The organism is Microbacterium halimionae (assembly GCF_011761265.1).
GTDB lineage: Bacteria > Actinomycetota > Actinomycetes > Actinomycetales > Microbacteriaceae > Microbacterium > Microbacterium halimionae.
Genome location: NZ_JAAOZB010000001.1, coordinates 1,447,057 through 1,469,957 on the forward strand (window position 1 = coordinate 1,447,057; position 22,901 = coordinate 1,469,957).

Annotated in this window: 20 protein-coding genes; 11 read left to right on the forward strand and 9 right to left on the reverse strand. The window is 61.6% G+C overall.

Annotated elements, in window-relative coordinates:
* Positions 1-5 precede the first annotated feature (5 nt).
* On the reverse strand, positions 6-440 hold the full coding sequence (locus FHS06_RS06595) for a metallopeptidase family protein (RefSeq protein ID WP_182486520.1): 435 nt from the start codon (positions 438-440) through the stop codon (positions 6-8).
* A 67-nt stretch (positions 441-507) separates the two neighbouring features.
* Here FHS06_RS06595 and FHS06_RS06600 point away from each other — a divergent pair, with 67 nt between their 5' ends.
* Positions 508-714 (forward strand): DUF3499 family protein, encoded by a 207-nt coding sequence (locus FHS06_RS06600; RefSeq protein WP_167047029.1) that lies wholly within the window; start codon positions 508-510, stop codon positions 712-714.
* 45 nt (positions 715-759) lie between these two features.
* Here FHS06_RS06600 and FHS06_RS06605 read toward each other — a convergent pair whose 3' ends face one another.
* Positions 760-1,623, reverse strand: coding sequence for an RDD family protein (locus FHS06_RS06605; protein WP_167047031.1), 864 nt, complete (start codon positions 1,621-1,623; stop codon positions 760-762).
* 16 nt (positions 1,624-1,639) lie between these two features.
* On the opposite strand from FHS06_RS06605, the gene FHS06_RS06610 reads away from it, so the two are divergent.
* The 3 genes from FHS06_RS06610 to katG all read left to right on the forward strand — a co-directional run bounded on the left by FHS06_RS06610 (position 1,640) and on the right by katG (position 5,462).
* A complete protein-coding gene (locus FHS06_RS06610) occupies positions 1,640-2,635 on the forward strand; it encodes a stage II sporulation protein M (protein ID WP_167047033.1) in 996 nt (331 codons plus the stop codon).
* A 69-nt stretch (positions 2,636-2,704) separates the two neighbouring features.
* The gene (locus tag FHS06_RS06615) at positions 2,705-3,166 is read left to right on the forward strand and encodes a Fur family transcriptional regulator (protein ID WP_167047035.1); all 462 of its coding nucleotides are present in this window, start codon (positions 2,705-2,707) and stop codon (positions 3,164-3,166) included.
* 43 nt (positions 3,167-3,209) lie between these two features.
* Complete coding sequence (katG, locus tag FHS06_RS06620; RefSeq protein ID WP_167047038.1) at positions 3,210-5,462, forward strand: catalase/peroxidase HPI; 2,253 nt, start codon at positions 3,210-3,212, stop codon at positions 5,460-5,462.
* A 175-nt stretch (positions 5,463-5,637) separates the two neighbouring features.
* Here katG and FHS06_RS06625 read toward each other — a convergent pair whose 3' ends face one another.
* From FHS06_RS06625 to FHS06_RS06645, 5 genes are read right to left on the reverse strand one after another with little or no spacing between them, the layout of a single operon-like run.
* Complete coding sequence (locus tag FHS06_RS06625) at positions 5,638-6,945, reverse strand: DUF58 domain-containing protein (protein ID WP_167047040.1); 1,308 nt, start codon at positions 6,943-6,945, stop codon at positions 5,638-5,640.
* A gap of 7 nt (positions 6,946-6,952) precedes the next feature.
* A complete protein-coding gene (locus FHS06_RS06630; RefSeq protein ID WP_167047044.1) occupies positions 6,953-7,924 on the reverse strand; it encodes an AAA family ATPase in 972 nt (323 codons plus the stop codon).
* The gene (locus FHS06_RS06635; RefSeq protein ID WP_310734842.1) at positions 7,921-9,081 is read right to left on the reverse strand and encodes a DUF4350 domain-containing protein; all 1,161 of its coding nucleotides are present in this window, start codon (positions 9,079-9,081) and stop codon (positions 7,921-7,923) included. The genes FHS06_RS06630 and FHS06_RS06635 overlap by 4 nt, the downstream gene beginning before the upstream one ends.
* Complete coding sequence (locus FHS06_RS06640; protein ID WP_167047047.1) at positions 9,078-9,740, reverse strand: DUF4129 domain-containing protein; 663 nt, start codon at positions 9,738-9,740, stop codon at positions 9,078-9,080. The genes FHS06_RS06635 and FHS06_RS06640 overlap by 4 nt, the downstream gene beginning before the upstream one ends.
* Positions 9,737-10,951 (reverse strand): glycerophosphoryl diester phosphodiesterase membrane domain-containing protein, encoded by a 1,215-nt coding sequence (locus FHS06_RS06645; protein ID WP_167047050.1) that lies wholly within the window; start codon positions 10,949-10,951, stop codon positions 9,737-9,739. Before FHS06_RS06645 ends, FHS06_RS06640 begins: the two co-directional genes overlap by 4 nt.
* A gap of 162 nt (positions 10,952-11,113) precedes the next feature.
* On the opposite strand from FHS06_RS06645, the gene mtrA reads away from it, so the two are divergent.
* The 5 genes from mtrA to hpf all read left to right on the forward strand — a co-directional run bounded on the left by mtrA (position 11,114) and on the right by hpf (position 16,693).
* Entirely contained in the window at positions 11,114-11,794 is a 681-nt protein-coding gene (gene mtrA / locus FHS06_RS06650) for an MtrAB system response regulator MtrA (protein WP_167047053.1), read from the forward strand.
* A 7-nt stretch (positions 11,795-11,801) separates the two neighbouring features.
* Positions 11,802-13,484, forward strand: coding sequence for an MtrAB system histidine kinase MtrB (gene mtrB / locus FHS06_RS06655; RefSeq protein WP_182486504.1), 1,683 nt, complete (start codon positions 11,802-11,804; stop codon positions 13,482-13,484).
* Positions 13,481-15,154, forward strand: coding sequence for an LpqB family beta-propeller domain-containing protein (locus FHS06_RS06660; protein ID WP_167047055.1), 1,674 nt, complete (start codon positions 13,481-13,483; stop codon positions 15,152-15,154). Before mtrB ends, FHS06_RS06660 begins: the two co-directional genes overlap by 4 nt.
* A gap of 87 nt (positions 15,155-15,241) precedes the next feature.
* On the forward strand, positions 15,242-15,940 hold the full coding sequence (locus tag FHS06_RS06665) for a ComF family protein (RefSeq protein ID WP_167047058.1): 699 nt from the start codon (positions 15,242-15,244) through the stop codon (positions 15,938-15,940).
* A gap of 87 nt (positions 15,941-16,027) precedes the next feature.
* Positions 16,028-16,693 (forward strand): ribosome hibernation-promoting factor, HPF/YfiA family, encoded by a 666-nt coding sequence (hpf, locus tag FHS06_RS06670; RefSeq protein WP_167047061.1) that lies wholly within the window; start codon positions 16,028-16,030, stop codon positions 16,691-16,693.
* A 96-nt stretch (positions 16,694-16,789) separates the two neighbouring features.
* Here hpf and FHS06_RS06675 read toward each other — a convergent pair whose 3' ends face one another.
* The gene (locus tag FHS06_RS06675) at positions 16,790-18,112 is read right to left on the reverse strand and encodes a coiled-coil domain-containing protein (RefSeq protein WP_167047064.1); all 1,323 of its coding nucleotides are present in this window, start codon (positions 18,110-18,112) and stop codon (positions 16,790-16,792) included.
* Positions 18,113-18,361: 249 nt separating this feature from the next.
* Here FHS06_RS06675 and secA point away from each other — a divergent pair, with 249 nt between their 5' ends.
* The gene (gene secA, locus FHS06_RS06680) at positions 18,362-21,172 is read left to right on the forward strand and encodes a preprotein translocase subunit SecA (RefSeq protein WP_167047067.1); all 2,811 of its coding nucleotides are present in this window, start codon (positions 18,362-18,364) and stop codon (positions 21,170-21,172) included.
* 47 nt (positions 21,173-21,219) lie between these two features.
* Complete coding sequence (locus FHS06_RS06685; RefSeq protein ID WP_167047070.1) at positions 21,220-22,446, forward strand: pyridoxal phosphate-dependent aminotransferase; 1,227 nt, start codon at positions 21,220-21,222, stop codon at positions 22,444-22,446.
* 3 nt (positions 22,447-22,449) lie between these two features.
* Here the strand turns inward: FHS06_RS06685 and FHS06_RS06690 are convergent, their stop codons facing one another.
* Positions 22,450-22,884 carry an Rv3235 family protein gene (locus FHS06_RS06690; protein ID WP_167047073.1) on the reverse strand — a complete coding sequence of 145 codons (435 nt, stop codon included), beginning with the start codon at positions 22,882-22,884 and terminating at the stop codon, positions 22,450-22,452.
* Positions 22,885-22,901: the final 17 nt, after the last annotated feature.

Sequence of the window (22,901 nt, forward strand, 5' to 3'; positions counted from 1 at the left end):
GGACGTTAGAAGAAGCGGAAGCGGTCGGGTCCGAGATCCCAAGGGTCTCGCCCCAAAAAGTCGGCAGCCGCACGAAAGACGCAGCTTTCAATCATCATGCGCCGGTGCAGGTCATCGTTTCGGTGCAGGTGGCTGAGACGCTCAATCGGCAATCGGAACATCACGATGCGTTTGTCGTCAGGGAATGCTTGCCACCGAGGGATGCCGTTCTCATCGGTCTTCAGCGGCATATCGGCGATTTCGAATCGCACGTCGCGTAGCTCAGGCCATGATGATCGTAAGAACTCGGCGGCGGCGCCGACTGCCAGATCGAATCTCTCGATGCGGGTATCGATCGGGGGAAGCGGCGGCCGCACTACTGGGCTTCGACCCTCGCGCCCATGGCGTCCATGCCGGGTGGGTCGGCCCCGTTCGGGAGTCTGCTTTGCCCGACGCCGCATCATGGACCCATTCTAGATGCGGCGCGGCATCCTGGCGGCGTCGCTTCTCGCGACTATCGTCGGTTCAATGCGCGAGAGACAGTGCTCGAAAGTGGGTTGCACGAGAGAAGCCGTGACGACCTTGACCTACGATTACGGCGATCAGATGGCCGCCGTTGGTCCGCTGGGACGCGTGAATGACCCGCACGCGCATGATCTTTGCGCCATCCACACTGATCGTCTTTCGGTACCGAAGGGCTGGACTGTCATACGTCACGAGACGCTTCGCACCTGAAATTGATCCGCGTATAGCGCCTTTGGTCGGCGTGGAGCGCCGTTCTTACCGGCTGGGAAAGCCCGAAGGCGGCGCGGTGGCCCCAGATGCAAGCATCTCCACCCGTGAGCGCTGTGATTCGATTGCGCCACGCTCTCGCAGTCTTCGCACCGCGACGATTCCGTAGACGGCGCTCACCGCATCGCCCTCTGGCATCGGCGACACGTGCGTTGACAGCTCTTCGGCGAGAGCGGATGCCACGCGCACCCGAGAAGCCGGATCCAGAGTGCCAGAACCCGCGATGAACTGTGCACACCGGCGCGCTAGACGATCGGGTAGACGGGTTACATCGGCGGTCTGTGCCCATGGGATCAACTGTGGGGGGACGGAGAGCTCCGCCGAGGGCGGCATGGCGGCGCGGGTTCGTTCGCCATAGGTTCCGGCCACGAGGTCACCCAGTCGTTGTGCGCGGGGAGTGAATGCGCCGACGAGTGCTGCTATCGCCCCCAACGTAATCCAGATTTCAAGCACTCCGAGCAGTGCACGGATGAAGGCGTGGCGAAAACCCACGCTGCCACCATCGACTCTCACCACTCGACCACCGACAGCCAACTTGCCAAGGCTCCGGCCTCGCGTCACAGTTTCCACGACCGTGGGGAGAACGACGAGCGCTACGACGACCGACGCAATCATCAAAATGGGCGCTGCGCTTTCGGGCAGAGCTCCCGTCGAGGTCAACCAAAACGAAACCAGCACCATGACAACGACGAGCGCGATCCCGAGAATGGCGTCGATGAGAGCGCCGAGTCCACGGAGAAAGAAACCGACGGGTTGAACGTCGAGCGCGACGGCTTCGCCGGTGAGGATTTCATCGGGTGAGATGTCGATGGCAATGATTTCGACGTGAGCGGATGCGGGGTCGACCGGCATGGGTACAGTAAATCAAATGGATCTCCATGCTCTTGCCGCGGCTCGTCGAGACGAGTGGCAACGTTTGGACGAACTCAGCCGCGTTCGGCGTCTGTCTGGTGCTGAAACCGACGAGCTGGTCACGCGATATCGCGCTGCGTCGGCGGACCTTGCCGATTTGAAGACGTCGGCTGGGCGCTCCCCGCAGGGCGACTACCTTTCGTCTGTCCTTGCGAGAGCCAGACTTCACCTCACCGGTGCGCGCGAAAACGTGTTGGCTCAGATCCCACGTTTCTTCGCTCTTCAGTTGCCCGCCGCGTTGTATCGCGTGAGGTGGACGACGCTTGTAATCGCGGTCGGGTTTACCGTGATTGCCGCTCTCGTGACGCTGTGGATCTCCGCCGATCCGCGCGCCGTGGCTGCCCTTGGCGACCGCGCGGACCTGCAGCAATACGCCGAGGGCGACTTCACGGACTACTACAGCGAGAACCCCGCAGCAGTCTTTGCCGGGACTGTGTGGACAAACAACGCGTGGATCGCGGCACAGTGCGTACTTTTCGGAGTCACGGGTCTGTGGCCCGTCATGGTGGTCATCCAGAACGCAGTGGGCCTCGGGCAGTCAGCTGCCGTCATGGTCGAGTTCGACAGACTCGATGTCTTCTTCAGCTTCATCCTTCCGCACGGCCTCCTCGAACTCACCTCCGTGTTCGTGGCCGCCGCCGCCGGTCTTCATATTTTTTGGGCCTGGGTCGCTCCTGGGCGGCGCAGCCGCGCGGATGCGCTCGCCGCTGAGGGGCGCTCTCTCGCGACTGTCGCGATCGGCCTTGTGTTCGCTCTTGCGCTTTCCGGGGTCGTCGAGGGGTTTGTCACAGGGCAGCCATGGCCGGTATGGCTCAAAATCAGCCTGGGCGCCGCAGCGCTCGGGGTGTTCCTTTTTTACATGCTCTTCGTGGGTGCGCGAGCTGTGCGCACCGGTGAGAGCGGTGACCTCACCGAATACGAAGCGGGGACGCCTCGACTCGTCGCGGGCTAAGGGCGCCGGCAGCATCCGCTCAGCGTGACGTTCTTTTGAGTTAATCAAAAGAACGATAGACTTATTTGGATGTCAAAAACCGATCCCGACCCCGGTACTGATGGGGTCATCCGTGCCGCGGGTCTCCGCGCAACGGCGCCGCGTCGCGCGGTGTTCGATGCTCTTCAAGGGATGCCGCACTCGCGCGCTGACGAGATCTTCTCTCGAGTGCAGAGCGACACGGATGGCACGAGCTTGCAGTCCGTCTACAACGTGCTCGGCGACTTCGTCGACGCGGGTCTTGTGCGCCGTATCGAGCCCGCCGGAAGCCCCGGCCTTTTCGAGGTCCGCATCGACGACAACCACCACCATCTCGTATGCACCTCGTGCGGGCGTGTGGAAGACGTTGCGTGTTCGGTCGGTGCTGCGCCGTGCCTGCACCCCGTCGAGACGCACGGCTACCAAATTCATACCGCTGAGGTGACGTACTGGGGACTGTGCTCCTCGTGCGCCGCCGACGCGAACCCCTCGGCTTCACAGCGAACACTCTGAATCAATAGCGAAAGCCCTGAGATTCCCAGACGAAAGGAACGTCATGTCCGACATCAACGGATGCCCGATCCCTCACGATGGCGCGGATGAAACCCGCCTTCCCGTTGGCCCCTCTCCCACCAACGCCGAGCCAGAGGGCGTATTGCCGCACCCGACAAGCGGCTCGGCGAACCGGGTGTGGTGGCCCGAAAAGTTGAATCTCAAGATTCTTGCCAAGAACCCTGATGTCTCGAACCCGCTCGACGCCGATTTCGACTACGCGGCTGCGTTTGAAGCGCTCGACGTCGACAGTCTCAAGAAAGACATTCTTGAGACATTGACTGTCTCGCAGGACTGGTGGCCGGCCGACTTCGGCCACTACGGTCCGTTGATGATCCGTATGGCGTGGCACAGCGCTGGTACCTACCGAATCACAGATGGTCGTGGCGGCGGTGGCGCGGGTCAGCAGCGATTCGCACCTCTCAACAGCTGGCCCGACAACGTTAATCTCGACAAGGCGCGCCGGCTCCTCTGGCCTGTGAAGAAGAAGTACGGGCAGTCGATCTCCTGGGCTGACCTCATGATCCTCGCCGGAAACGTCGCGCTGGAGTCGATGGGATTCAAGACCTTCGGCTTTGCCGGTGGACGCAAGGACGTGTTCGAGCCTGACGACGACGTCTACTGGGGTCCGGAAACGACTTGGCTGGGTGACGAGCGCTACACGGGTGAGCGCGACTTGGAGAAGCCGCTGGCAGCCGTTCAGATGGGCCTCATCTACGTGAACCCCGAAGGCCCGAACGGTGAGCCCGACCCACTGAAGTCCGCTCACGACATTCGCGAGACGTTCGCGCGCATGGCGATGAACGACGAAGAGACTGTCGCCTTGATCGCCGGTGGCCACACCTTCGGTAAGACACACGGAGCGGCGCCAGACTCAAGCGTCGGAGACGACCCAGAAGCTGCCGATCTCGACGAGCAGGGTCTCGGGTGGAAGAACGCTCACGGTACTGGGCGGGGCGATGACACCATCACGAGCGGCCTCGAGGTCACGTGGACGTATCACCCGACCCGCTGGGACAATGAGTTCCTGCACATTCTGTACGCGTACGACTGGGAGGTCTTCGACAGCCCCGCCGGTGCTAAGCAGTGGCGTCCGAAGGGCGGCGCGGGTTCGGACATGGTGCCCCTCGCCCATGATTCCTCGACACGCCGCGAGCCCCGCATGCTCACGAGTGACCTCGCCCTCCGTTTCGACCCGGAGTACGCCAAGATCACGAAGCGGTTCCTTGAAGACCCCGATGCTTTCGCTGATGCGTTCGCTCGAGCGTGGTTCAAGCTCACTCACCGTGACATGGGCCCGAAGGCGCGCTACCTGGGTTCAAACGTCCCGTCCGAAGACCTCATCTGGCAGGACCCGCTTCCCGCGGTCGATCACGCGCTGATCGATTCCGCAGATGCTGCCTCACTGAAGCAGCAGATTCTCGATTCTGGTCTGACGGTCGGCGAACTCGTTCAGACCACGTGGGCTGCGGCATCCACATTCCGTGGCAGCGACAAGCGCGGTGGCGTCAATGGTGCACGCGTGCGGCTCGCGCCGCAGAAGGACTGGGAGGTCAACAACCCCGCCCAGCTGCAGAAGGTGCTCACGGTGCTCGAGGGCATCCAGGCATCATTCAATGACGCCACGGCTGACGGCAAGAAGGTATCGCTCGCTGACCTCATCGTGCTGGCGGGTAACGCCGGTGTCGAAAAAGCCGCAAAGGATGCCGGAGTCGACGCTGAGGTGACATTCCACCCGGGACGTACCGATGCGACCGCAGAGCAGACCGATGTCGAATCGTTCGCGCCTCTCGAACCTGCCGCCGACGGATTCCGCAACTACACGAAGGGTCGCCCGACCCTCCCGGCGGAGTATCTGCTCGTCGATAAGGCCAACCTCCTCACGCTGAGTGCACCGGAGATGACTGTGCTCGTTGGTGGGTTGCGTGTACTCGGTGCTAACTGGGATGCCTCGAACTACGGTGTGTTGACCGAGCGTACGGGCGTTCTCACGAACGACTTCTTCGTCAACCTGCTCGACCTCGGCACCACGTGGAAGCCCCTCGACCCGGGCAAGCACGCGTTCCAGGCAACCTCGGATGCCTCGGGTGAAACGCTGTGGACCGGAACCCGCGCCGACCTCGTGTTCGGCTCGAACTCGGAGCTTCGTGCTGTCGCTGAGGTCTATGCGAGCGACGACGCCACCGAAAAGTTCGTGCGCGACTTCGTTGCTGCGTGGGGCAAGGTCACGGAGCTTGACCGCTTCGACCTCGTCTAGCCAGCGCAGTCTCACCGAATCCGCATAACCGGCGGCCCGCTCCTCATCGAGTGGGCCGCCGGTTTCGGCTTTTCACCCATGCCGAGGGGTCGCAACACGCCGCATCATCCTCCGCCAGCCGGAGGCATAACGGCGTGTTGCGACCCCTCGGCGCGAGAAGCTCGAGAGTGTCGGACTAGAGGAGGCCAGCGGCTTTCATCGCGATGTAGCGATCAGCCACTCGAGGTGGCAAGCTTTCGGAGCTCGCGACCACTGTCTCGGCGCCGGCCCGCGAAACGGCAGCGCCGACGGCGGCAGCGTCGCGAAGCGAGCGCTCGGCGGCGGCCGCACGATAGACAGCAGCGGCATCTCCGCGTGCGCGCGTTGCGTCAGCGACCGAATCATCGGTTGCTGATGCAACGATCACTCGGGTGCGATAAGACAGCGCGGGGAGCGATCCTAAAAACCCACGGGATGCCTCAATCTCGTCCTGTGCTGTCAGTAACACCACGAGCGAAGGTCGATTCGTCAATCGCCGCGCCTGGGCGAACGCGGCGTCCCAGTCGGTATCGATCAGACGTGCCTCAACGGGGGCCATCGCTTCGACGAGAGTCGGGAGTAACGCAGACCCGTTCACGCCGCTGACTCGGGCTCGGGTGACCCGGTCGAACATCACGAGGTGCACGTGGTCGCCCGCGCGTACGGCGAGGGCCGACAAGAGCAGGGCCGTCTCCATCGCGGCATCAAGGCGCACTCCATCGCCGACGCGCGCGGCAGCTGTGCGGCCGGAGTCGATCACGATCACGATGTGCCGGTCTCGCTCGGGTCGCCACGTTCGGAGTATCGTGTTGCCTGCTCTCGCCGTCGCGCGCCAATCGATCGAGCGCACGTCGTCACCGCGCACATACTCGCGGAGGCTGTCGAACTCGGTGCCCTGCCCGCGTACCTGCACGCTCGTGTTGCCATCGAGCTCGCGCAAGCGCGCAATTCGAGACGGGAGATGACGCTGCGAATGAAAGGGCGGAAGCGCCACGACAGACACTTCCGAATCCAGTCGTCGCTGGCGGCCGGCGAAACCGAGGACGCCCGACGCGCGGACGACGATGAAATCAGACGCGATGCGCCCACGTCGCCGGGGGAGTAGCGGCACGATAACGGTGCGAGTGCTGTCGGGGGCAATATCGACACGGATACGTTCGAGGGCTACGCCGGCCGTTGGTTGCCAGGCGTCCCGGATGAGACCACGCAGAGTACGCCTGCCCGTGTTGGTGAGGATGAGCTCGGTCTCGACCTGAACGTCACGGCGTACACGCGCGGGCGCACTTCGTTGGACTCGCACAGCACGAACGTCGGCAGCGCTCAGAACGTCGCACACGACGACGAGAAAGCACAGCAAGAGCCAAATGCCCGTCGCGGCCCAGGCATTGATTCCCACGGCCGTCCCCACAACGACCACAGGAATGCCCGCGACGATGGCGACGACGATTCGTCCAGAAAGGTACACGGCGCCCTTAGATCGGAACTCGGGTTTGCTGCAAAATCGCGCTCAGCACAGCATCAACTGAAACGCCTTCCAGCTCCGCATCGGGTCGCAGCCTGATGCGATGGCGCCACGTCGGAACGAGCATTGTCTGTACGTGGTCCGGAGTGATGGCCGAGTACCCGCTCAGCCATGCCCATGCCTTGGCCGCTGAGAGGAGAGCTGTCGTGGCGCGTGGGCTCACCCCGAGTTGCACCGAAGGCGACTCGCGAGTGGCCCGCGCGAGATCAACGATGTAGCTGAGCACATCATCAGTGACGGCGACACCTTCGACAGCAGTTTGTGCCTGCCGAAGTTTATCCGGGCCGAGCACCGCTTCGACGCCCGCAGCCTCGAGGCTGCCGGCGCGGAAACCTTCGGCATGACGACGAAGAACATCGATTTCGGCATCACGGCCGGGAACTTCCACGATGAGTTTCAACAGGAAGCGGTCCAGCTGCGCTTCGGGGAGCCCGTAGGTGCCCTCGTGTTCGACCGGGTTCTGTGTCGCCGCGACGAGAAACGGGTCCGGCAGTGCGCGCGTAACGCCGTCAGCCGAAACCTGGCGTTCCTCCATAGCTTCGAGGAGTGCTGACTGTGTCTTTGGGGGTGTGCGGTTGATCTCATCTGCGAGCAAGATGTGCGTGAAGACGGGCCCCTCCCGAAATTCGAACTCCGCAGAGCGTGAATCGTAAATGAGAGAGCCAGAAACATCGCCCGGCATGAGATCTGGCGTGAACTGGATGCGTTTGGTACCGAGCCCCACTGTGCGACTGAACGTGCGCACGAGAAGTGTTTTCGCGACCCCCGGCACACCCTCGAGAAGAACGTGCCCACGCACGAGGAGCGCGATCAATAGTCCCGTAATCGCGCCATCTTGGCCCACGACGGCCTTGCCGATCTCCTGGCGCACACGATGCATTGCATCGCGAAGTTCGCTTTCGGAGAGAAGATTGGCAGTCATTGCGAGTTCCTTTCCGGGCGCGAGGCGGCCGCGACAGCGGCCTCCACGGCATCGAGCTGAGAAACGAGCTCAACGAGCTCGCGATCGGTATGAGGGACGGTTTCGAACAGGATGCCGCGAACGCTGTGAGCATTCATTCCCGCACGGGTGGCGGCAGCATCCGAAATCGCTTGCACTGTCGCGCCGGCGCCAAGGGAGAGTTGCCGACGAAGGCGGTCGAGGACGCCCAACCGAAGCTGATCCGCGGCGTGGCTCGCGTCGCCCGCCCGGGCATACAGATGAACACGCCCTTCTGTCGTCTCATTGGCCCGCACCGAGACCGGAAGACGCTCAGCTACGAGCGGGCCGAATCTTCTGCCGCGCCACACTGCGGCGGCAATCGTGGCGATGATCAAGAGAGTCATTGCGGGAGTAACCCAGGGCGGGGTGAGTTCCCCGAGTTCAGGCGCCGCGGTGCCACGCTGGTCGCTAGCCGACGGAACATACCAAACGACCGTTGCCCGCGAGCCGAGCAGTTGCAGCCCGAGAGATGCATTGCCGTTTTCGGCAAGGTGTGCGTTGGTAAAAAGCTCGGTGCCATCGACGGCTGATATGCCATCGGCGAGGATGAGACCAAATCCATCGTGCGAGGGATAGCAACCTTCGGCATCCGTCGGGAGCGAAAATTCAGCGCCGACGACCACGGGGCCAGCCCGCGTTGCGATCTCGCTCTCGCAGGAGGCGGCGACCGGTGCGAGGTCGCCGTAGCCCACGGACTCTGCGCCCGGAAAAAGTATGCGCAAACCACGCGAACCGATGTCTGGCACGACAACGCGATCAGCTCTAACCGCAAGCTCCAGGAGGTCTTCGTCCTCAAGCAGAGGACTATCTGGCAGCACGAGAGTCACCGGCTCGTCACTGACTGCCGCGAGCGCATCGTCATACGTGCGAACGACTTCGACGCGAACGCCCTGATCGCGCAAGATCTCGGCGATAGCGAGAGTGCCGTATGGGCCCGCCGACTCCGGGTCGAACGCGCCACGAGAGTTCCAGCCGGTGTTTGCTGTGAGTGCGGTGCCAACGAGAGCTGCGAGCACAAGCGCGACTGCGATCGCGCCCCATCCGAGAATCCGTCGTCGACGTGTCGGTGCAGCAGCGGGGCGGGCGGTGTCTGTCACGCGGTGACCTGCACGGCTGTGCTCGCCAAGGTGCTGGTGGCTGTGCCGAGCGACTCATCGATCTTGACGATCTGTGTGTATTGCGGCTCCTGGCCACTTCGACGTAAGTAGCGGATCTCATCGAAGACAGTCGCGGCGTGAAACAGGTCTTCTTCGTGCGATGGGATGGCTGCCGCCGCTTGCCGTGCGAAACCTTGCGCGGTCGTTCCCGGCGGAGTCTCAACGACTCCGCGCTCGGTCAGCGCGAGGGCGAGAGCTCGAAAACGCACGATGATCGCCTCGTCCCACTTCTGCTCCAGAGCCAGCTGCTCAGCAACAGTTCGAAGTTCTCCGGCTGAGCGTGTTTCACGGAGCCCGAAAAGATCGGCGGTCTGCGGCTGTGTGCGAACCCGTGATCGCGGTCGCCCCCACACGAGAAATCCGACGACAACCAAAGCGATGACGATAACAAGGGCGATGACGGCAAGGCTTCGACCCCATCCGCCCGAGACATCAGAGGTGAAGATTTCCTCGATAGCGCGCACGACGGCGCCTACAGCGCGGTCGAATGCGGTGGGAGTTGCGACCTCGTAGGTGTTTCGACTGAGTTCTTCTTCCGCCAAACGGCGAGCTTCGTCACCGTCGGGAATGACGGGAACTACCGCCAGTGACCCTGTCATGCCTCGGGAGGTCCGTCTTTTGGAGGGGAAGCTGCGCCCGGAGCTGTCCACGAGGACGGCGCGGGAGCGGATGGCGTCGGAGCGGATGGCGCCGGCGGAACATATGGCGGCGGAGGCATCGCGGGGGTGGCAAACGCGGCGGGTGCTGAAGCACGAGGAAGCTCACGCCCCACGTTCTGGCGGAATGGATCCGGGAGTCCAGTTTCGCCGTTGTCGCGTCGTTCGGTGTAAGCCAGCAGATCGAGATCTAACCCTTCACGGCGCATACGCACGTCGAGGTAGATCAAGGACGCGGCCGTCGACTGCACGACGAGAGCAACCGACTGAATCAGCAGCGCAACCACCTGCGCGAGCACCGATGAAATCACGATGGCGATGATCGCAGAGGGCTCCGGATCGCCCGTCGGCGTAAGGATTGTCGAAATCGCGAACTGCACAATCGAAAACGGCGCGCTAGCGACCTGCGCAAGCACTGAAAACATCAGTGAAATGAGCACTATGACGCCGAGTGCGGCCCAGAATCGCCCGCGAATGAGACGCCAGGACCGAGCGATTGCGCCGCGCACAGTGGCGTTCTCAAGGATGATCGCCGCTGGCACGATCACGAGTTTCGTGCTGAGCCATAACCACAGTGGAATTGAGGCCAGTACGAGAACGACGCCAAGTGCAATAGACAGCGGAAGCGCGAGGAAACCGAGTGCGACGATGCCTGCGGCGAGAACGACGAAGACCACGATCAACGCGGCGAGAACGAGCGCAGAATATCCGATCAGACGCCAGAAGACGGGCTTGATCTGAGCCCACAACACGCGCAAGGTGCGCTTTTCAGCGACCGCCGCGTACGCGACCTCAGCAACGACGACAGCCTGCACGATCACGCTGAGCGCACCCGCGGCCAAGCCCAGCACGATGCCCGCCGCAGCGGTAATGACGATGGAACCTAAAAACACCGCGTCGTAGTCCTCGCCGAACGGCATCGTGTCGAGGCGTGAGAAGGATGCGATAGCGATGGCACCAACGATGATTGTCACCACGACGTAGGCAGCGATTTGCACGCACAGCGCAAAGCCCAACAGCACTCGTGGGTTGTGCCGCAGAGCGACGAATGATTTGCCGAGAATCGTGCCGAAAGACAGGGGATGCAGTGGAACAATTCCTGGGCGTGAGGCCGGAGTCCATGCGGGGTATGCGTTCCCAGACGGAGATGTCACGGTGTCAGTTCCCCTCAAGCATTGCAACTGGATTCCTATCGTGTCATACGAATCCGGCTTGGTTCCCGCAGGTTTGCAGAGTCTCGACTACGCTAGCCGGAGCGCACGACCAGGTGGCATAGCGCTGCCGTCGAGCCCGACTCAAAGGACGAACGCGTTCTCATGACCTCACGCATCCTCGTCGTCGATGACGACACCGCGCTTGCCGAGATGATCGGCATTGTGCTGCGTACCGAAGGCTTCGACACAGCCTTCTGCGCAGACGGAGCGAAAGCCCTCGACACGTGGCGGGAGGAACGGCCCGATCTCATCCTGCTCGATCTCATGCTTCCGGGCATGGATGGCATCGAGATATGCACTGAAATTCGTGCTGAGTCGGGCGTTCCCATCATCATGTTGACCGCTCGCACCGACACAGCCGATGTCGTCAAAGGCCTGGAATCCGGAGCCGATGACTACATTGTTAAGCCGTTCAATCCGAAAGAGCTCGTCGCGCGAATCCGTACCAGGCTCCGCCCCGCATCGGAAGAGCCGGCCGAGACGCTTCGCATCGGAGATGTAACGGTTGACGTGGCCGCTCACGAAGTCCGTCGAGGATCTGACGCGATCGCACTCACTCCACTCGAGTTCGAGCTTCTTGTGGCTCTGGCATCGAAGCCTCAGCAGGTTTTTTCGAGAGAAATGCTGCTTGAGCAAGTGTGGGGCTATCACTACAAAGCAGACACGCGGCTCGTGAATGTGCACGTGCAGCGTCTGCGGGCGAAGGTTGAGCTCGACCCTGACAATCCCAAGATTGTAACGACGGTCCGTGGCGTGGGCTACCGCGCTGGCGCCGTGGTGTGAGTACGAAGTGAGCACCCAACGCGCCGGATCATCCCGAGCTCGGTGGGTGTTCGGACTACAAGATGCACGCACATGGCCTGAGACGCTATCGCGGGTGTGGCGGCGGTCGTTGCGATTTCGCACGCTCGTCATCACTATCGCCCTGACTGCCATTGCGATTCTCGTGGCGTGCGTGTGGATGGCGCTCGCCATTCAAGACGATCTTTTTGCTTCGCGTCGCGATCAGGCGCTCGAAGACGCGCAGCGTGCGACGCTGTCGGCACAGACGACGCTCAACGCCGTCGAAGCCGAGGGCGACAGCGCAAAGGTAAGCAACGTGATGAGCAACGTCCGGACGATCCTTGCGCGGCAAGCAGGAACCGGCATGATCGCTGTGCTGCGCACGGACACAGCGCCTTCCTCTCTCGCTCCGCAGTCGTTCACGTCTGGCGGACTGCTGGATACCGATATTTCGCCGGAGATGAGGGCGCGGGTCCAAAGCAACGCGGAGCTGCAGTGGTGGCAATCGATTCCTGTCTTGCAGAGCAATGGCGACGAGACTGCCGGTATCGTGGTCGGGCAACAGCTGGATCTGCCTGGAGTCGGTGCATACGAGCTTTACCTCGCATACGACTTCAGCGCAGCGGAGAATACCTTGGGTTTCGTTCAAGGCATCCTGTGGCTCGTTGGAACGGTTCTCGTTGTGCTTATCGCCGGGATTTCCTGGTTCGTCTTGCGCTCTGTGACGATCCCGATTGGTGAGGCGGCACAGACGAGCGCAAAACTTGCTGCTGGCGACCTTAAGGTGCGCATCGACGTTCACGGTGAAGACGAACTCGCAACTCTCGGTCGCTCATTCAACGCGATGGCCGACAGCATAGAATCGCAGATCAAAGAACTCGCCGAGCTTTCTCTCGTGCAGCAGCGCTTCGTTTCCGACGTCTCTCACGAATTGCGCACTCCGTTGACGACGATTCGTTTGGCGGCCGACATGCTCAACGATCGTCGTTCTGAGTTCGACGCAGCGACTTCGCGCGCCGCCGAGCTGATGCATGCGCAGGTTGAGCGCTTTGAAGTGCTTTTGACTGACCTGTTGGAGATCAGTCGATACGACGCGGGGTCTGTTCAGCTAGAGCTAGAGCCGACCGCGCTCGCGCACCTGGCGGAAGACGTGGTTGAGTCGATGCATCAACTCGCGGAGCAGCACGGGAGTGACATTCGAGTCGTCGCCCCCGGGGGATATTCTCCTGTCGACATGGATCCGCGTCGCGTGCGGAGGGTCGTGCGCAATCTGCTCGGAAATGCCATCGAACACGGCGAGGGTAGACCCATTGTGCTGACGATCGACAGCAACGCGGATGCCGTCGCTCTGAGTGTGCGTGACTACGGGCTCGGAATGTCGCCCGAGGAAGTCGAGCGAGTCTTCGACCGGTTTTGGCGCGCTGACCCGTCCCGCACCCGCACGATCGGAGGAACGGGGCTCGGGCTTTCGATTGCGCTCGGGGACGCGCATCTACACGGCGGCGCGCTCGCTGTCTGGTCCCAACTCGGGCGCGGTGCCAACTTTGTGCTCACACTGCCCCGCCATGGCCACCATGTGGGGGGTACGTCCCCAATTCCAGCTGACCCGGGCGACGAGGGAATCTCGCTTGACGACCTTGGACTTACCCAGCCGATCTCACTTTCTGCACTGACAGGTGACGCAAAATGAGCCGTTTCCGGTTGCTGGCCGCGGCAACACTGAGCATCTGCGCCCTCGTATTGACCGCGTGCGCCGGGCTCCCGACCAACGGAACGGTCAACCCGGGGCTTCCAGTATCTGACGAAGAAACCGTTCCCGACTTCTCATTCGTTGTCGACCCGCCACAGCCTGGGGCTACTGCACAGCAGATCGTGGACGGCTTTATTCGCGCCGGTTCGGGGCCACGCCAGAATTGGGCGACAGCGCGGCAGTATTTGGCACAGGACGTGCAAAACGACTGGCAGCCGGATGCGGGAGTGACGGTGGACGTGCTCAGCGACCGTGAGTACGCCGAGGTGGCTGATGACGAGCTGACGCTGACCGTGCGAACTGCGGCCACAGTCGACGAGAGTGGCGCATATCAAGCGACTGATGGTGGAACAACAATTTTGCCGTTCACTCTCGCGAAAGAAGACGGAGAATGGCGAATCACGGAGGCGCCAAACGGCCTCGTGCTAGACGAGGATCAGTTCTCCAGCGTTTTTCATTCCTACTCCCTCATGTACTTTGATCCGCTTTGGCAATTCCTCGTACCGGACGTCCGCTGGTTCCCAATACTCAACGCATCGACGAGGATCACTGACGCGCTCATCGACGGTTCCCCAACGCCGTGGCTGGCAGCATCCGTCGTTTCAGCGTTTCCGGAGAACGTCGAGGCGCTTCCTTCGGTTCCTGAAGTGGACGGCATCGCTCAGGTAGAGCTCACAGAGACCGCCCTCGCAGTTCCCACTGACAGCCTGGCACGAATGCAAACGCAGTTGTCGGAAAGCCTCGCGACCGCCGGCGTGACGGGCGTGCAGATGCTTGTGAGCGGGTCACCGCTGACGGTTGAGCCAGCCGAATACCGATCAACGAGGGTGGATGCGCGTCCGCTTGTGCAAACCGAGTCAGGCTTCGGATTCCTCGCGGGCGATGAGATTACGACGATAGATGGCCTCTCCGAGGCAATGGCGGATGTCGATCCCGTCGCAATCGAATCGTCGGCCGATCAACAAAGCGCCGCGGTACTCACGGCGGATGGGTCTGTCGTGCGCGTTGTCGCGGGCGTCGGGACGGAGGACGTCGATGAACGAGACGGCATCATCGAACCGACGATTGACCCTGAGGGGTATATCTGGTCGGTTCCGCGCGAAGAACCGGGCAGCGTTGTCGCGGTAGGCGTTGACGGAAGCTCCGTCGAGGTCGCGACTTCATGGCCGGAGGCGACCGAGATCAAGGCGATGCAGATATCGCGCGACGGAACGCGAATGGCTGCACTTGTTTCTGAGAGCGGCCGCTGGTCAGTGTGGGTTGTGGGTGTTGTGAGGGCATCAGACGGGACGCCAGAACGACTCGGCGACGAAGCTCTCTCGGTGACGACGCTCGATCAGGCCGGAATTGATGTGGGATGGCTCGACAGCTCAACCCTGGGTGTACTAAGCGGAGATGCAGACAACGTGCTTTTCACCGAACAGCCGGTGGGCGGAATCGCCACAACGACGAGCGCACCGCCAGGTGTTGTTGCTCTCGCCGGGGCGAATCAACCCGGGCTGGTGAGGTTGCTGGGAGCGGATGGTGAGTTGTACGTGCGTCGAACAACCTGGGTGGCTTCGGCGTCAGGCGTGACCGTGCTGGCTACCCAGCAGGGCCTCCCCTCCTAGCGCTCCCCAATCACGAGAATCGCCCGCGGATGCACTGAACGTGTGCGAACATCCGCGCAGATAACGCTGGCAGCGACGATAGCCACCATGGCTATTTTCGAGATACCCAGCTACGTCAGTCGATCCCTCGCGGATGCTCTCACTCTTTTTCTTCCGGTCGAGTGTGCCGGGTGCGGCCTACACGATGTAGCGCTATGCCAACAGTGCCGCGATGCACTTCATCCGCACCCCATCTTTCAAGAGACGCTTGGCGGGCTCCGAGTATGTAGCGGGCTTGCCTTCTCAGGCGTGAGTGCCGACGTCATCCGTGCAGTCAAAGAAGAGGGAAAGACGTCAACTCTTGCGGCTGCTCTCGCGCCGGCGCTCCGGAGAGCGGTAGAGGAGGTATGCGCGCTCTCGGGGGACTTGCCAATCACTAGTTTGATCGTTGTGCCGATTCCTACCTCTCGCGCCGCGATGCGTCGTCGGGGGTTTCGTGTGGTCGAAGTGATCGCAAAGCGCGCAGGTCTTTCATCCCAGAGGCTTCTTTGGTCGACGCGAACAACAGCAGATCAACGTGATCTTGGTCGACACGAGAGACAGCGCAATGTCACTGACAGTATGCGAGCGCGCTCCTTCGCAGCCGCTCGCGTGCTCCTCATCGACGACGTGGTCACGAGCGGCGCGACGCTCGACGAAGCAGCCCGCGCGATTCGCGCTGCTGGCGGGATCCCCGTGGGGGCCGCGACGGTTGCCGCCACGCCGCGATGGGCCGACGCGGAACACACAAAGACACTTGGTAGGTGACACGGGACACAGACGGGGTTACGGTGTGAAGACAAGGCGACTGACGGTCTGCCCTTGACCGGGCAGACCGGAACAAGGAGGTCAAAGATGGATACCAACATCGTCGGCGTGGGAGTGGGAATTACAGATCGCTTCCGCTCAGTTGTTGAGGAAAAGACCGCCCGAATAGAGACCCTCGCACCTCGAGCGCAGTTGCTCGAGGTCAAGGTAACCCACCGTGCCTATCATCAGGGCCGGATGGAAGACTCGACGGTTGAGATGACACTCACGGGAAAAGGCCCTGTCGTGCGCGCAGAGGCAGTGGACGGCGACAAGTTCACGGCTCTCGACATGGCCGTAGATAAGCTCGCGGAACAGCTACGTCGTGCCAAAGACAAGCGAGTTGACGCTCGCAATCATCCCCGCGGCGCGCACTTCGAAAAGGGGAGTGGCCAGCTCGAGGGCATCGATGTCGAACCGGCATCAGCTGACGTTCTCCATGCCGTCGCGACCGGCGAAGTTCCGCTCCAGCAGAGGGAAGTCGAGGAGGAGTACACCCCTGTCGTCATTCGAACGAAAGATTTTGATGCTGAGTGGATGACCGTCGAAGAAGCCGTAGACCGGATGGAACTCGTCGGTCACGATTTCTTCCTCTTCATAAATGCGAGAACTGATCATCCAAGCGTCGTGTACCGCCGGAAGGGCTGGGACTACGGTGTGATCTCGCTGCTGGCCCAGGCTCCTCCCGCAGATCTGAGCGAGCTCGCTTCTTAGCTAGCGAAACGACGATGCCGAGTCCTCAAGAAATTGGAGGGCTCGGCATCGTCGTTCGCGCTGTCGAGTGCGGCGGTCCGACGCTCTCTGGCGCGGTCAGTCGAACATGTCACCCAGCAGGCCGCCCAAAAGCGCTCCGCCGATGAGGCCGCCCATGATGTCGCCGCCACCCATTCCGCCACGACCGCCAGAGCCGCGCCCGTTCCATCCGCCCGGGTCCTGCGGGCGTGACGAATCGATGTCGCGCTGTGCGAGGGCGAGAGCTTCGCTCGCGAGCGAGCTGGCACGTCGTGCGTAATGGAGCGCGGGCTCGCGTGACTCTTCGTCGGCTGGAAGCAGGTTGATTTCCCCGCGCACTCGTTCAGCTTCAGCAAAGCGAGTACGTGCATCAGCGCCGATCCATCCACGGTGTCCAGATATTACCGAGCGCGTTACGGCGATCTGGTGATCTGCGTCGTCGACGGCATGGCGAACCTGTTCGGGAGACGGCAGCGGTTTCTCGGCGCGTCTGACTGCCGCAGCTACGGCCGCATCGAGGGCTGAGTTGGCGTCTCGAAGTCGTGAAAGTTCGGCAAATGGATCGGCCAGAGCGCCGGCAGGCGGCAGAGCGGCCAGAGCGGCTTCAAGTGCCGCAGCGGAAGAAACGACTGCGGCGTTGGACGGCACACGGGTTGTTGCCATCAGATCGCTTCGAGAGTCGGCGATGACATCAGTGAGGGTTGATTCTGCTCGAAGCGCTTCGATCTCGAAGTCTTCTACTCCGTCGAGCAGCGTGGCAGCTCGACGAACTGACTCCGTGGCTGTGTCGAGTGCGAGAGAGGCCTCTTCGCCGCGACCGCTCTCGCGACGGCGACTCGATACGTCTGCGCTGTGCTCAGCGAAATCAAGCAGGTGAGAGGCTTCGCGTGCACTGTTTTCGACCTGCCGAAGTGCGCTGCTTGCGTATCGCGTCGCGAGGCGGTCGATCACCGCCTGTGCGTGCGGGACGCGCGCGCGGAGTTGCGCCGCATCGGCGTGCACTTGGGCCAGGACCTCTGGCGCCCGGCGAACGCGATCAATGTCTTCAGCCAGTGCTGACGTTCGGTCGTTCAGTACTTCCTCGGCCCATTCGCAGAGTTGAATGATTCGAGCGTTCCGCGTGCGTAGTTCTTCGTCGGTGTCGGGTATCTCGTCGTGATTGAGCTGGTGTAGCTGAAATGCCTCACCGAGGTGGGTGCGGACGGCATCCAACGCTTCGCGAAGGTCGGAGGTCGCACGAGTGCCGAGCTCGGCTTCGGCGAAAGCTAGCTCGTCGGTTGCGGTTCGTACCCTCTCGTCGGCGGAGACGAGAGATTTTTGCGCGTTGCGCGCAAGCTCGGCGTCGCGCACCGCAAGTTCAGCTTGCTGTTCGCGTTTTTTCTTGCCCCAGAACCCGGCCATTGTGTAATTCTACGGCGCCGCGACATGCCCGTGTCCTGTACGTCAGATACGAAATTTCAGCGGCGTAGCACCTCGAAATCCGCGGAATTTCGAGACTGTGCGCCATTCACGGCGAACGCAGGGTGGGCTCATCTGCTGTACCCAGTGCGCTCTAAGGTCACGGGCGGTTAACATAGCCGGGTATGCCTGGGTGCTGAGTGCCCGGGATGCGGCGCGCCAAACGCCAAACCCGATAGATGGAGATGCTCCGTGGCCAACCCTCTCGAGAAACTGCTCCGAGCCGGCGAAGGACGCCTGCTGAGACGCCTGCAGCAGGTGGCTAAGGCTGTCAATGCGCTCGAAGAGGAATACACCCATCTCACTGACGACGAGCTGCGAAACGAAACAGCTGAGCTCCGTGAGCGCTATGCAGCGGGAGAGACTCTCGACAAGCTCATGCCGGAGGCTTTCGCGGCGGTACGTGAGGCCTCGAAGCGCACGCTCGGCCAGCGCCATTACGACGTGCAGATCATGGGTGGCGCTGCCCTTCACCTCGGCAATATCGCAGAGATGCGCACCGGTGAAGGTAAGACTCTTGTCGCTACACTTCCCGCGTACTTGAACGCCATCGCTGGTGAAGGCGTGCACGTCATCACCGTGAATGACTTCCTCGCGAGCTACCAGGCAGATCTGATGGGCCGCGTGTACCGCGCGCTAGGGATGACCACCGGCACAATCGTTTCGGGGCAAACCCCCGATGTCCGTCGTCAGCAGTACGAAGCCGACATTACGTACGGGACGAACAACGAGTTCGGCTTCGACTACCTCCGAGACAACATGGCGTGGCGAAAAGAGGACCTCACTCAGCGAGGTCACTTCTACGCGATCGTTGACGAGGTCGACTCGATCCTCATCGATGAGGCACGAACGCCGCTCATCATCTCCGGGCCGTCCTCAGGCGAGGCGAACCGCTGGTTCACCGAGTTTGCGAGAATCGCCCGCACCCTCGAGCCCGGAGTTGACTTCGAGGTCGACGAGAAGAAGCGCACCATCGGTGTACTCGAACCCGGAATCGAAAAGGTCGAGGACTACCTAGGCATCGACAACCTTTACGAGTCCGCCAACACGCCGCTCATCTCATTCCTCAACAACTCGATCAAGGCGCTTGCGCTGTTCAAGCGCGACAGCGACTACGTCGTAATCAACGATGAAGTGATGATCGTTGACGAGCACACCGGGCGTATCCTCGCCGGTCGCCGATACAACGAGGGCATTCACCAGGCCATCGAGGCAAAAGAGGGGGTTCCCGTGAAGGCGGAGAACCAGACCCTCGCAACAGTGACCCTGCAGAACTACTTCCGCCTCTACTCGAAGCTTTCGGGTATGACAGGTACTGCTGAGACCGAGGCTGCAGAGTTCATGTCGACGTACGACCTCGGTGTCGTCACGATCCCCACGAACAAGCCAATGGTCCGTAAAGACCAAGCCGATCTCGTGTACAAGAACGAACAGGCGAAGTTCACGCAGGTCGTCGAAGACATCGCTGAGCGCCACGCGACGGGGCAGCCTGTTCTCGTCGGCACTGTAAGCGTCGAAAAGAGCGAGTATCTTTCGCGCGCTCTCGCAAAAAAGGGCATCAAGCACGAGGTGCTCAACGCGAAGAACCACGCGCGAGAAGCCGAGATCGTTGCCCGCGCCGGCCGGCTTGGTGCTGTCACTGTTGCAACCAACATGGCGGGTCGCGGTACTGACATCATGCTTGGCGGTAACGCTGAATTCATCGCGGTACAAGAGATGAAGGCAAAGGGCCTCGACCCCGTCGAAACTCCGGAGCAGTACGAAGCCGAGTGGGATGCAGTGTATGAAGCTGCTCGAGAAATCGCTGCGACCGAAGCCGCCAAAGTCGTCGACGCTGGCGGTCTCTACGTACTCGGTACCGAGCGCCACGAGTCCCGGCGCATCGACAACCAGCTGCGCGGTCGTTCCGGCCGTCAGGGAGACCCGGGGGAGAGCCGGTTCTATCTTTCGCTGACAGATGATCTCATGCGTCTGTTCCAATCGGGTGCGGCTGAGGCGATTCTTGCCCGGACCAACTTCCCCGACGACGTCGCGATCGAATCTGGCATGGTGAGTCGCGCAATCCGAAGCGCACAGACTCAGGTCGAGTCACGCAACGCGGAGGTGCGTAAGAACGTCCTCAAATACGACGACGTCCTCAACCGTCAGCGTGAAGCTATCTACACCGACCGGCGCCACATGTTGCAGGGCGACGACATCGCCGACCGTGTGCAGCACTTCATCGAAGATGCCATCTCCGGAATCGTCGACGATCACACCGGACGCGGACACACCGAGAGCTGGGACTTCGACGCACTGTGGACAGAGCTGAAGACCGTCTACCCAGTGAGTGTGACGATCGATGAGGTTATCTCCGAGTCCGGCTCGAAGGGTCGAGTCACCCCGGACGGCCTCAAGAAAGAGCTGAAGTCCGACGCCAAGATCGCCTACCAGAGGCGTGAGGAGACACTCGGCGAGGCCGCAGTTCGCGAGCTTGAGCGACGCGTTGTGTTGCAGGTTTTGGACCGCCGCTGGCGTGACCACCTCTACGAGATGGACTACCTCAAAGACGGAATCGGCCTGCGCGCAATGGCCCAGCGCGACCCACTGATCGAGTACCAGCGCGAGGGCTTCCAGATGTTCCAAGCGATGATGGGACAGATCAAGGAAGAGTCTGTCGGCTTCCTCTACAACCTTGAGGTCGAGGTGCGCCGTCCCGACGGCGAACACACCGAAGTTGAGGCGAAGGGTCTTGCGGTTCCTCCCGTTGAAACGCAGCGACTCGAGTACTCGGCGGCCAATGATGCCGGTGAGGTTGAGGTGCGCAACGACCGTGGGCAGGTTCAGAAGGCGGCGACCAACCGTGCGCGCCAGCAGCAGGCCGCAGCATCCGTTTCTCCTGCGGCACCAGCGGCTCCAGAGGCCGTTCGCGGTGCGTTTGGTCAGCCGACGGATGCGCCCTCTGCTACGCCGACAGCTCAGAATCGCGCACAGCGTCGGGCATCTGACAAAAAGAAGAAGTAGCCACGCACTGTCGATTGGCTGGGTTGAAGCGGGGATATCCTGATCGGATGACCCCGCTTCGCACCCTCGATCAATCGAGCAAACTGAAGGACGTCCTCTACGAAATTCGAGGACAAGCACTCGTTGAGGCTGACCGGCTTGAAGCGGCCGGCCACAACATCCTTAAGCTCAACACCGGCAACCCGGCAACTTTTGGGTTCGAGGCGCCTTTTCAAATCGTGCGCGACATGATCGAGGCCGTGCCAGGTGCGCACGGGTATAGCGATAGCCGTGGCATCCTGTCTGCTCGTCGTGCGGTGATGTACCGGTATGAGCAGGATGCCTCATTCCCACCGTTCGGCCCCGACGATGTTTACCTCGGCAACGGTGTCTCCGAACTGATCACGATGGTGATGCAAGCCCTTTTGGATGAGGGCGATGAGGTTTTGATCCCCGCACCCGATTACCCGCTGTGGACGGCGATGACAAGCCTCGGCGGCGGTACCCCCGTGCATTACCTGTGCGATGAGGAGAACGGCTGGCAGCCGGATCTTGAAGATATTCGTGCGAAGGTCACGCCGCGCACGAAAGCCATCGTCATCATCAATCCGAACAACCCGACCGGCGCTGTCTATACGCGAGAAATCTTGGAAGGTATCGCGCAGATTGCGCGCGAGAATTCTCTTCTGGTGCTGTCGGATGAGATTTACGATCGGATTCTCTTCGACGGTGCGGTTCACATTCCGATGGCAAGCGTTGCCCCAGATCTTCTCTGCTTGACGTTTAACGGTCTTTCGAAGACATACCGCGTTGCTGGGTATCGATCTGGGTGGCTCGTCGTCACGGGTCCGAAAGGCCACGCGGCAGGATTCCTTGAGGGAATCACGCTCTTGGCGTCAACGAGACTTTGCCCGAACGTTCCGGCGCAGCATGCGGTACAGGCCGCGCTCTCGGGCGTGCAGTCGATTGATGCGCTCATAGCTCCAACAGGACGCCTGCATGAGCAGCGGGATGCCGCGTGGGAAGCGCTTGAGAAGATTCCCGGTGTCTCATGCGTAAAGCCGCAGGGGGCGTTGTACGCGTTTCCACGCCTAGACCCCAACGTCCATGAGATTCACGATGACGCCAAGTTCGTCTACGACCTCCTCGTAGCCGAACACGTGCTCCTTGTTCAAGGCTCGGGCTTCAACTGGCCGACACCCGATCACCTGCGAATCGTGACCCTTCCGGAGACGCGCGTGTTGACCGACGCTATCGAGCGAATGGGTAACTTCTTGTCGTCATACCGTCAGTAGGGCTCACAAGAGCGCTAGTGATGTGGCCCGCCACCGGTGGTCCATGCCCTCGAGCCTGATTGCGATCGCACGCGTACGCGCAGGGCCCGCGACGATGACTACCGACTCGACCACGCCATCGGCCGGAGCCGTGTGGCGGATTCTGAGCACTGTGTGAATAGGTCGAACAGCGGGGATTCCGCGAGCGCTCCGAGCTCTGGTTGACAGGTTTGCCCGCACGAGGAGCGCCCGGTAGGCATCTTCGCTCATCCAACGCGCCAACTGTTCGCTCTCTCTCACGCCTGCCAATACCTCCAGCACGCCGAACGCAAGATTGCGAACGATCGGTTCTGGGTCGGGCAGATCCTCCGTGGCTGTTGGCTGCGGAGCGAAGAACTCGGCGTTGCGAATGCTTTGGTGCGCCAAGGATGCCTGACGCACGGGACTGTTCGATCTCATTTCGGCCTCACAAGTTA

What these genes read in the sequence shown, in the direction of transcription:
- katG (WP_167047038.1), top strand. Translation starts at nt 3,210, where the DNA reads ATGTCCGACATCAACGGATGCCCGATCCCTCACGATGGCGCGGATGAA.
- FHS06_RS06690 (WP_167047073.1), bottom strand. Translation starts at nt 22,884, where the DNA reads ATGAGATCGAACAGTCCCGTGCGTCAGGCATCCTTGGCGCACCAAAGC.
- FHS06_RS06640 (WP_167047047.1), bottom strand. Translation starts at nt 9,740, where the DNA reads ATGACAGGGTCACTGGCGGTAGTTCCCGTCATTCCCGACGGTGACGAA.
- FHS06_RS06685 (WP_167047070.1), top strand. Translation starts at nt 21,220, where the DNA reads ATGACCCCGCTTCGCACCCTCGATCAATCGAGCAAACTGAAGGACGTC.
- hpf (WP_167047061.1), top strand. Translation starts at nt 16,028, where the DNA reads ATGGATACCAACATCGTCGGCGTGGGAGTGGGAATTACAGATCGCTTC.
- FHS06_RS06615 (WP_167047035.1), top strand. Translation starts at nt 2,705, where the DNA reads ATGTCAAAAACCGATCCCGACCCCGGTACTGATGGGGTCATCCGTGCC.
- FHS06_RS06675 (WP_167047064.1), bottom strand. Translation starts at nt 18,112, where the DNA reads ATGGCCGGGTTCTGGGGCAAGAAAAAACGCGAACAGCAAGCTGAACTT.
- mtrA (WP_167047053.1), top strand. Translation starts at nt 11,114, where the DNA reads ATGACCTCACGCATCCTCGTCGTCGATGACGACACCGCGCTTGCCGAG.
- FHS06_RS06630 (WP_167047044.1), bottom strand. Translation starts at nt 7,924, where the DNA reads ATGACTGCCAATCTTCTCTCCGAAAGCGAACTTCGCGATGCAATGCAT.
- FHS06_RS06595 (WP_182486520.1), bottom strand. Translation starts at nt 440, where the DNA reads ATGCGGCGTCGGGCAAAGCAGACTCCCGAACGGGGCCGACCCACCCGG.
- FHS06_RS06605 (WP_167047031.1), bottom strand. Translation starts at nt 1,623, where the DNA reads ATGCCGGTCGACCCCGCATCCGCTCACGTCGAAATCATTGCCATCGAC.
- FHS06_RS06600 (WP_167047029.1), top strand. Translation starts at nt 508, where the DNA reads ATGCGCGAGAGACAGTGCTCGAAAGTGGGTTGCACGAGAGAAGCCGTG.
- FHS06_RS06665 (WP_167047058.1), top strand. Translation starts at nt 15,242, where the DNA reads ATGGCTATTTTCGAGATACCCAGCTACGTCAGTCGATCCCTCGCGGAT.
- FHS06_RS06610 (WP_167047033.1), top strand. Translation starts at nt 1,640, where the DNA reads ATGGATCTCCATGCTCTTGCCGCGGCTCGTCGAGACGAGTGGCAACGT.
- FHS06_RS06660 (WP_167047055.1), top strand. Translation starts at nt 13,481, where the DNA reads ATGAGCCGTTTCCGGTTGCTGGCCGCGGCAACACTGAGCATCTGCGCC.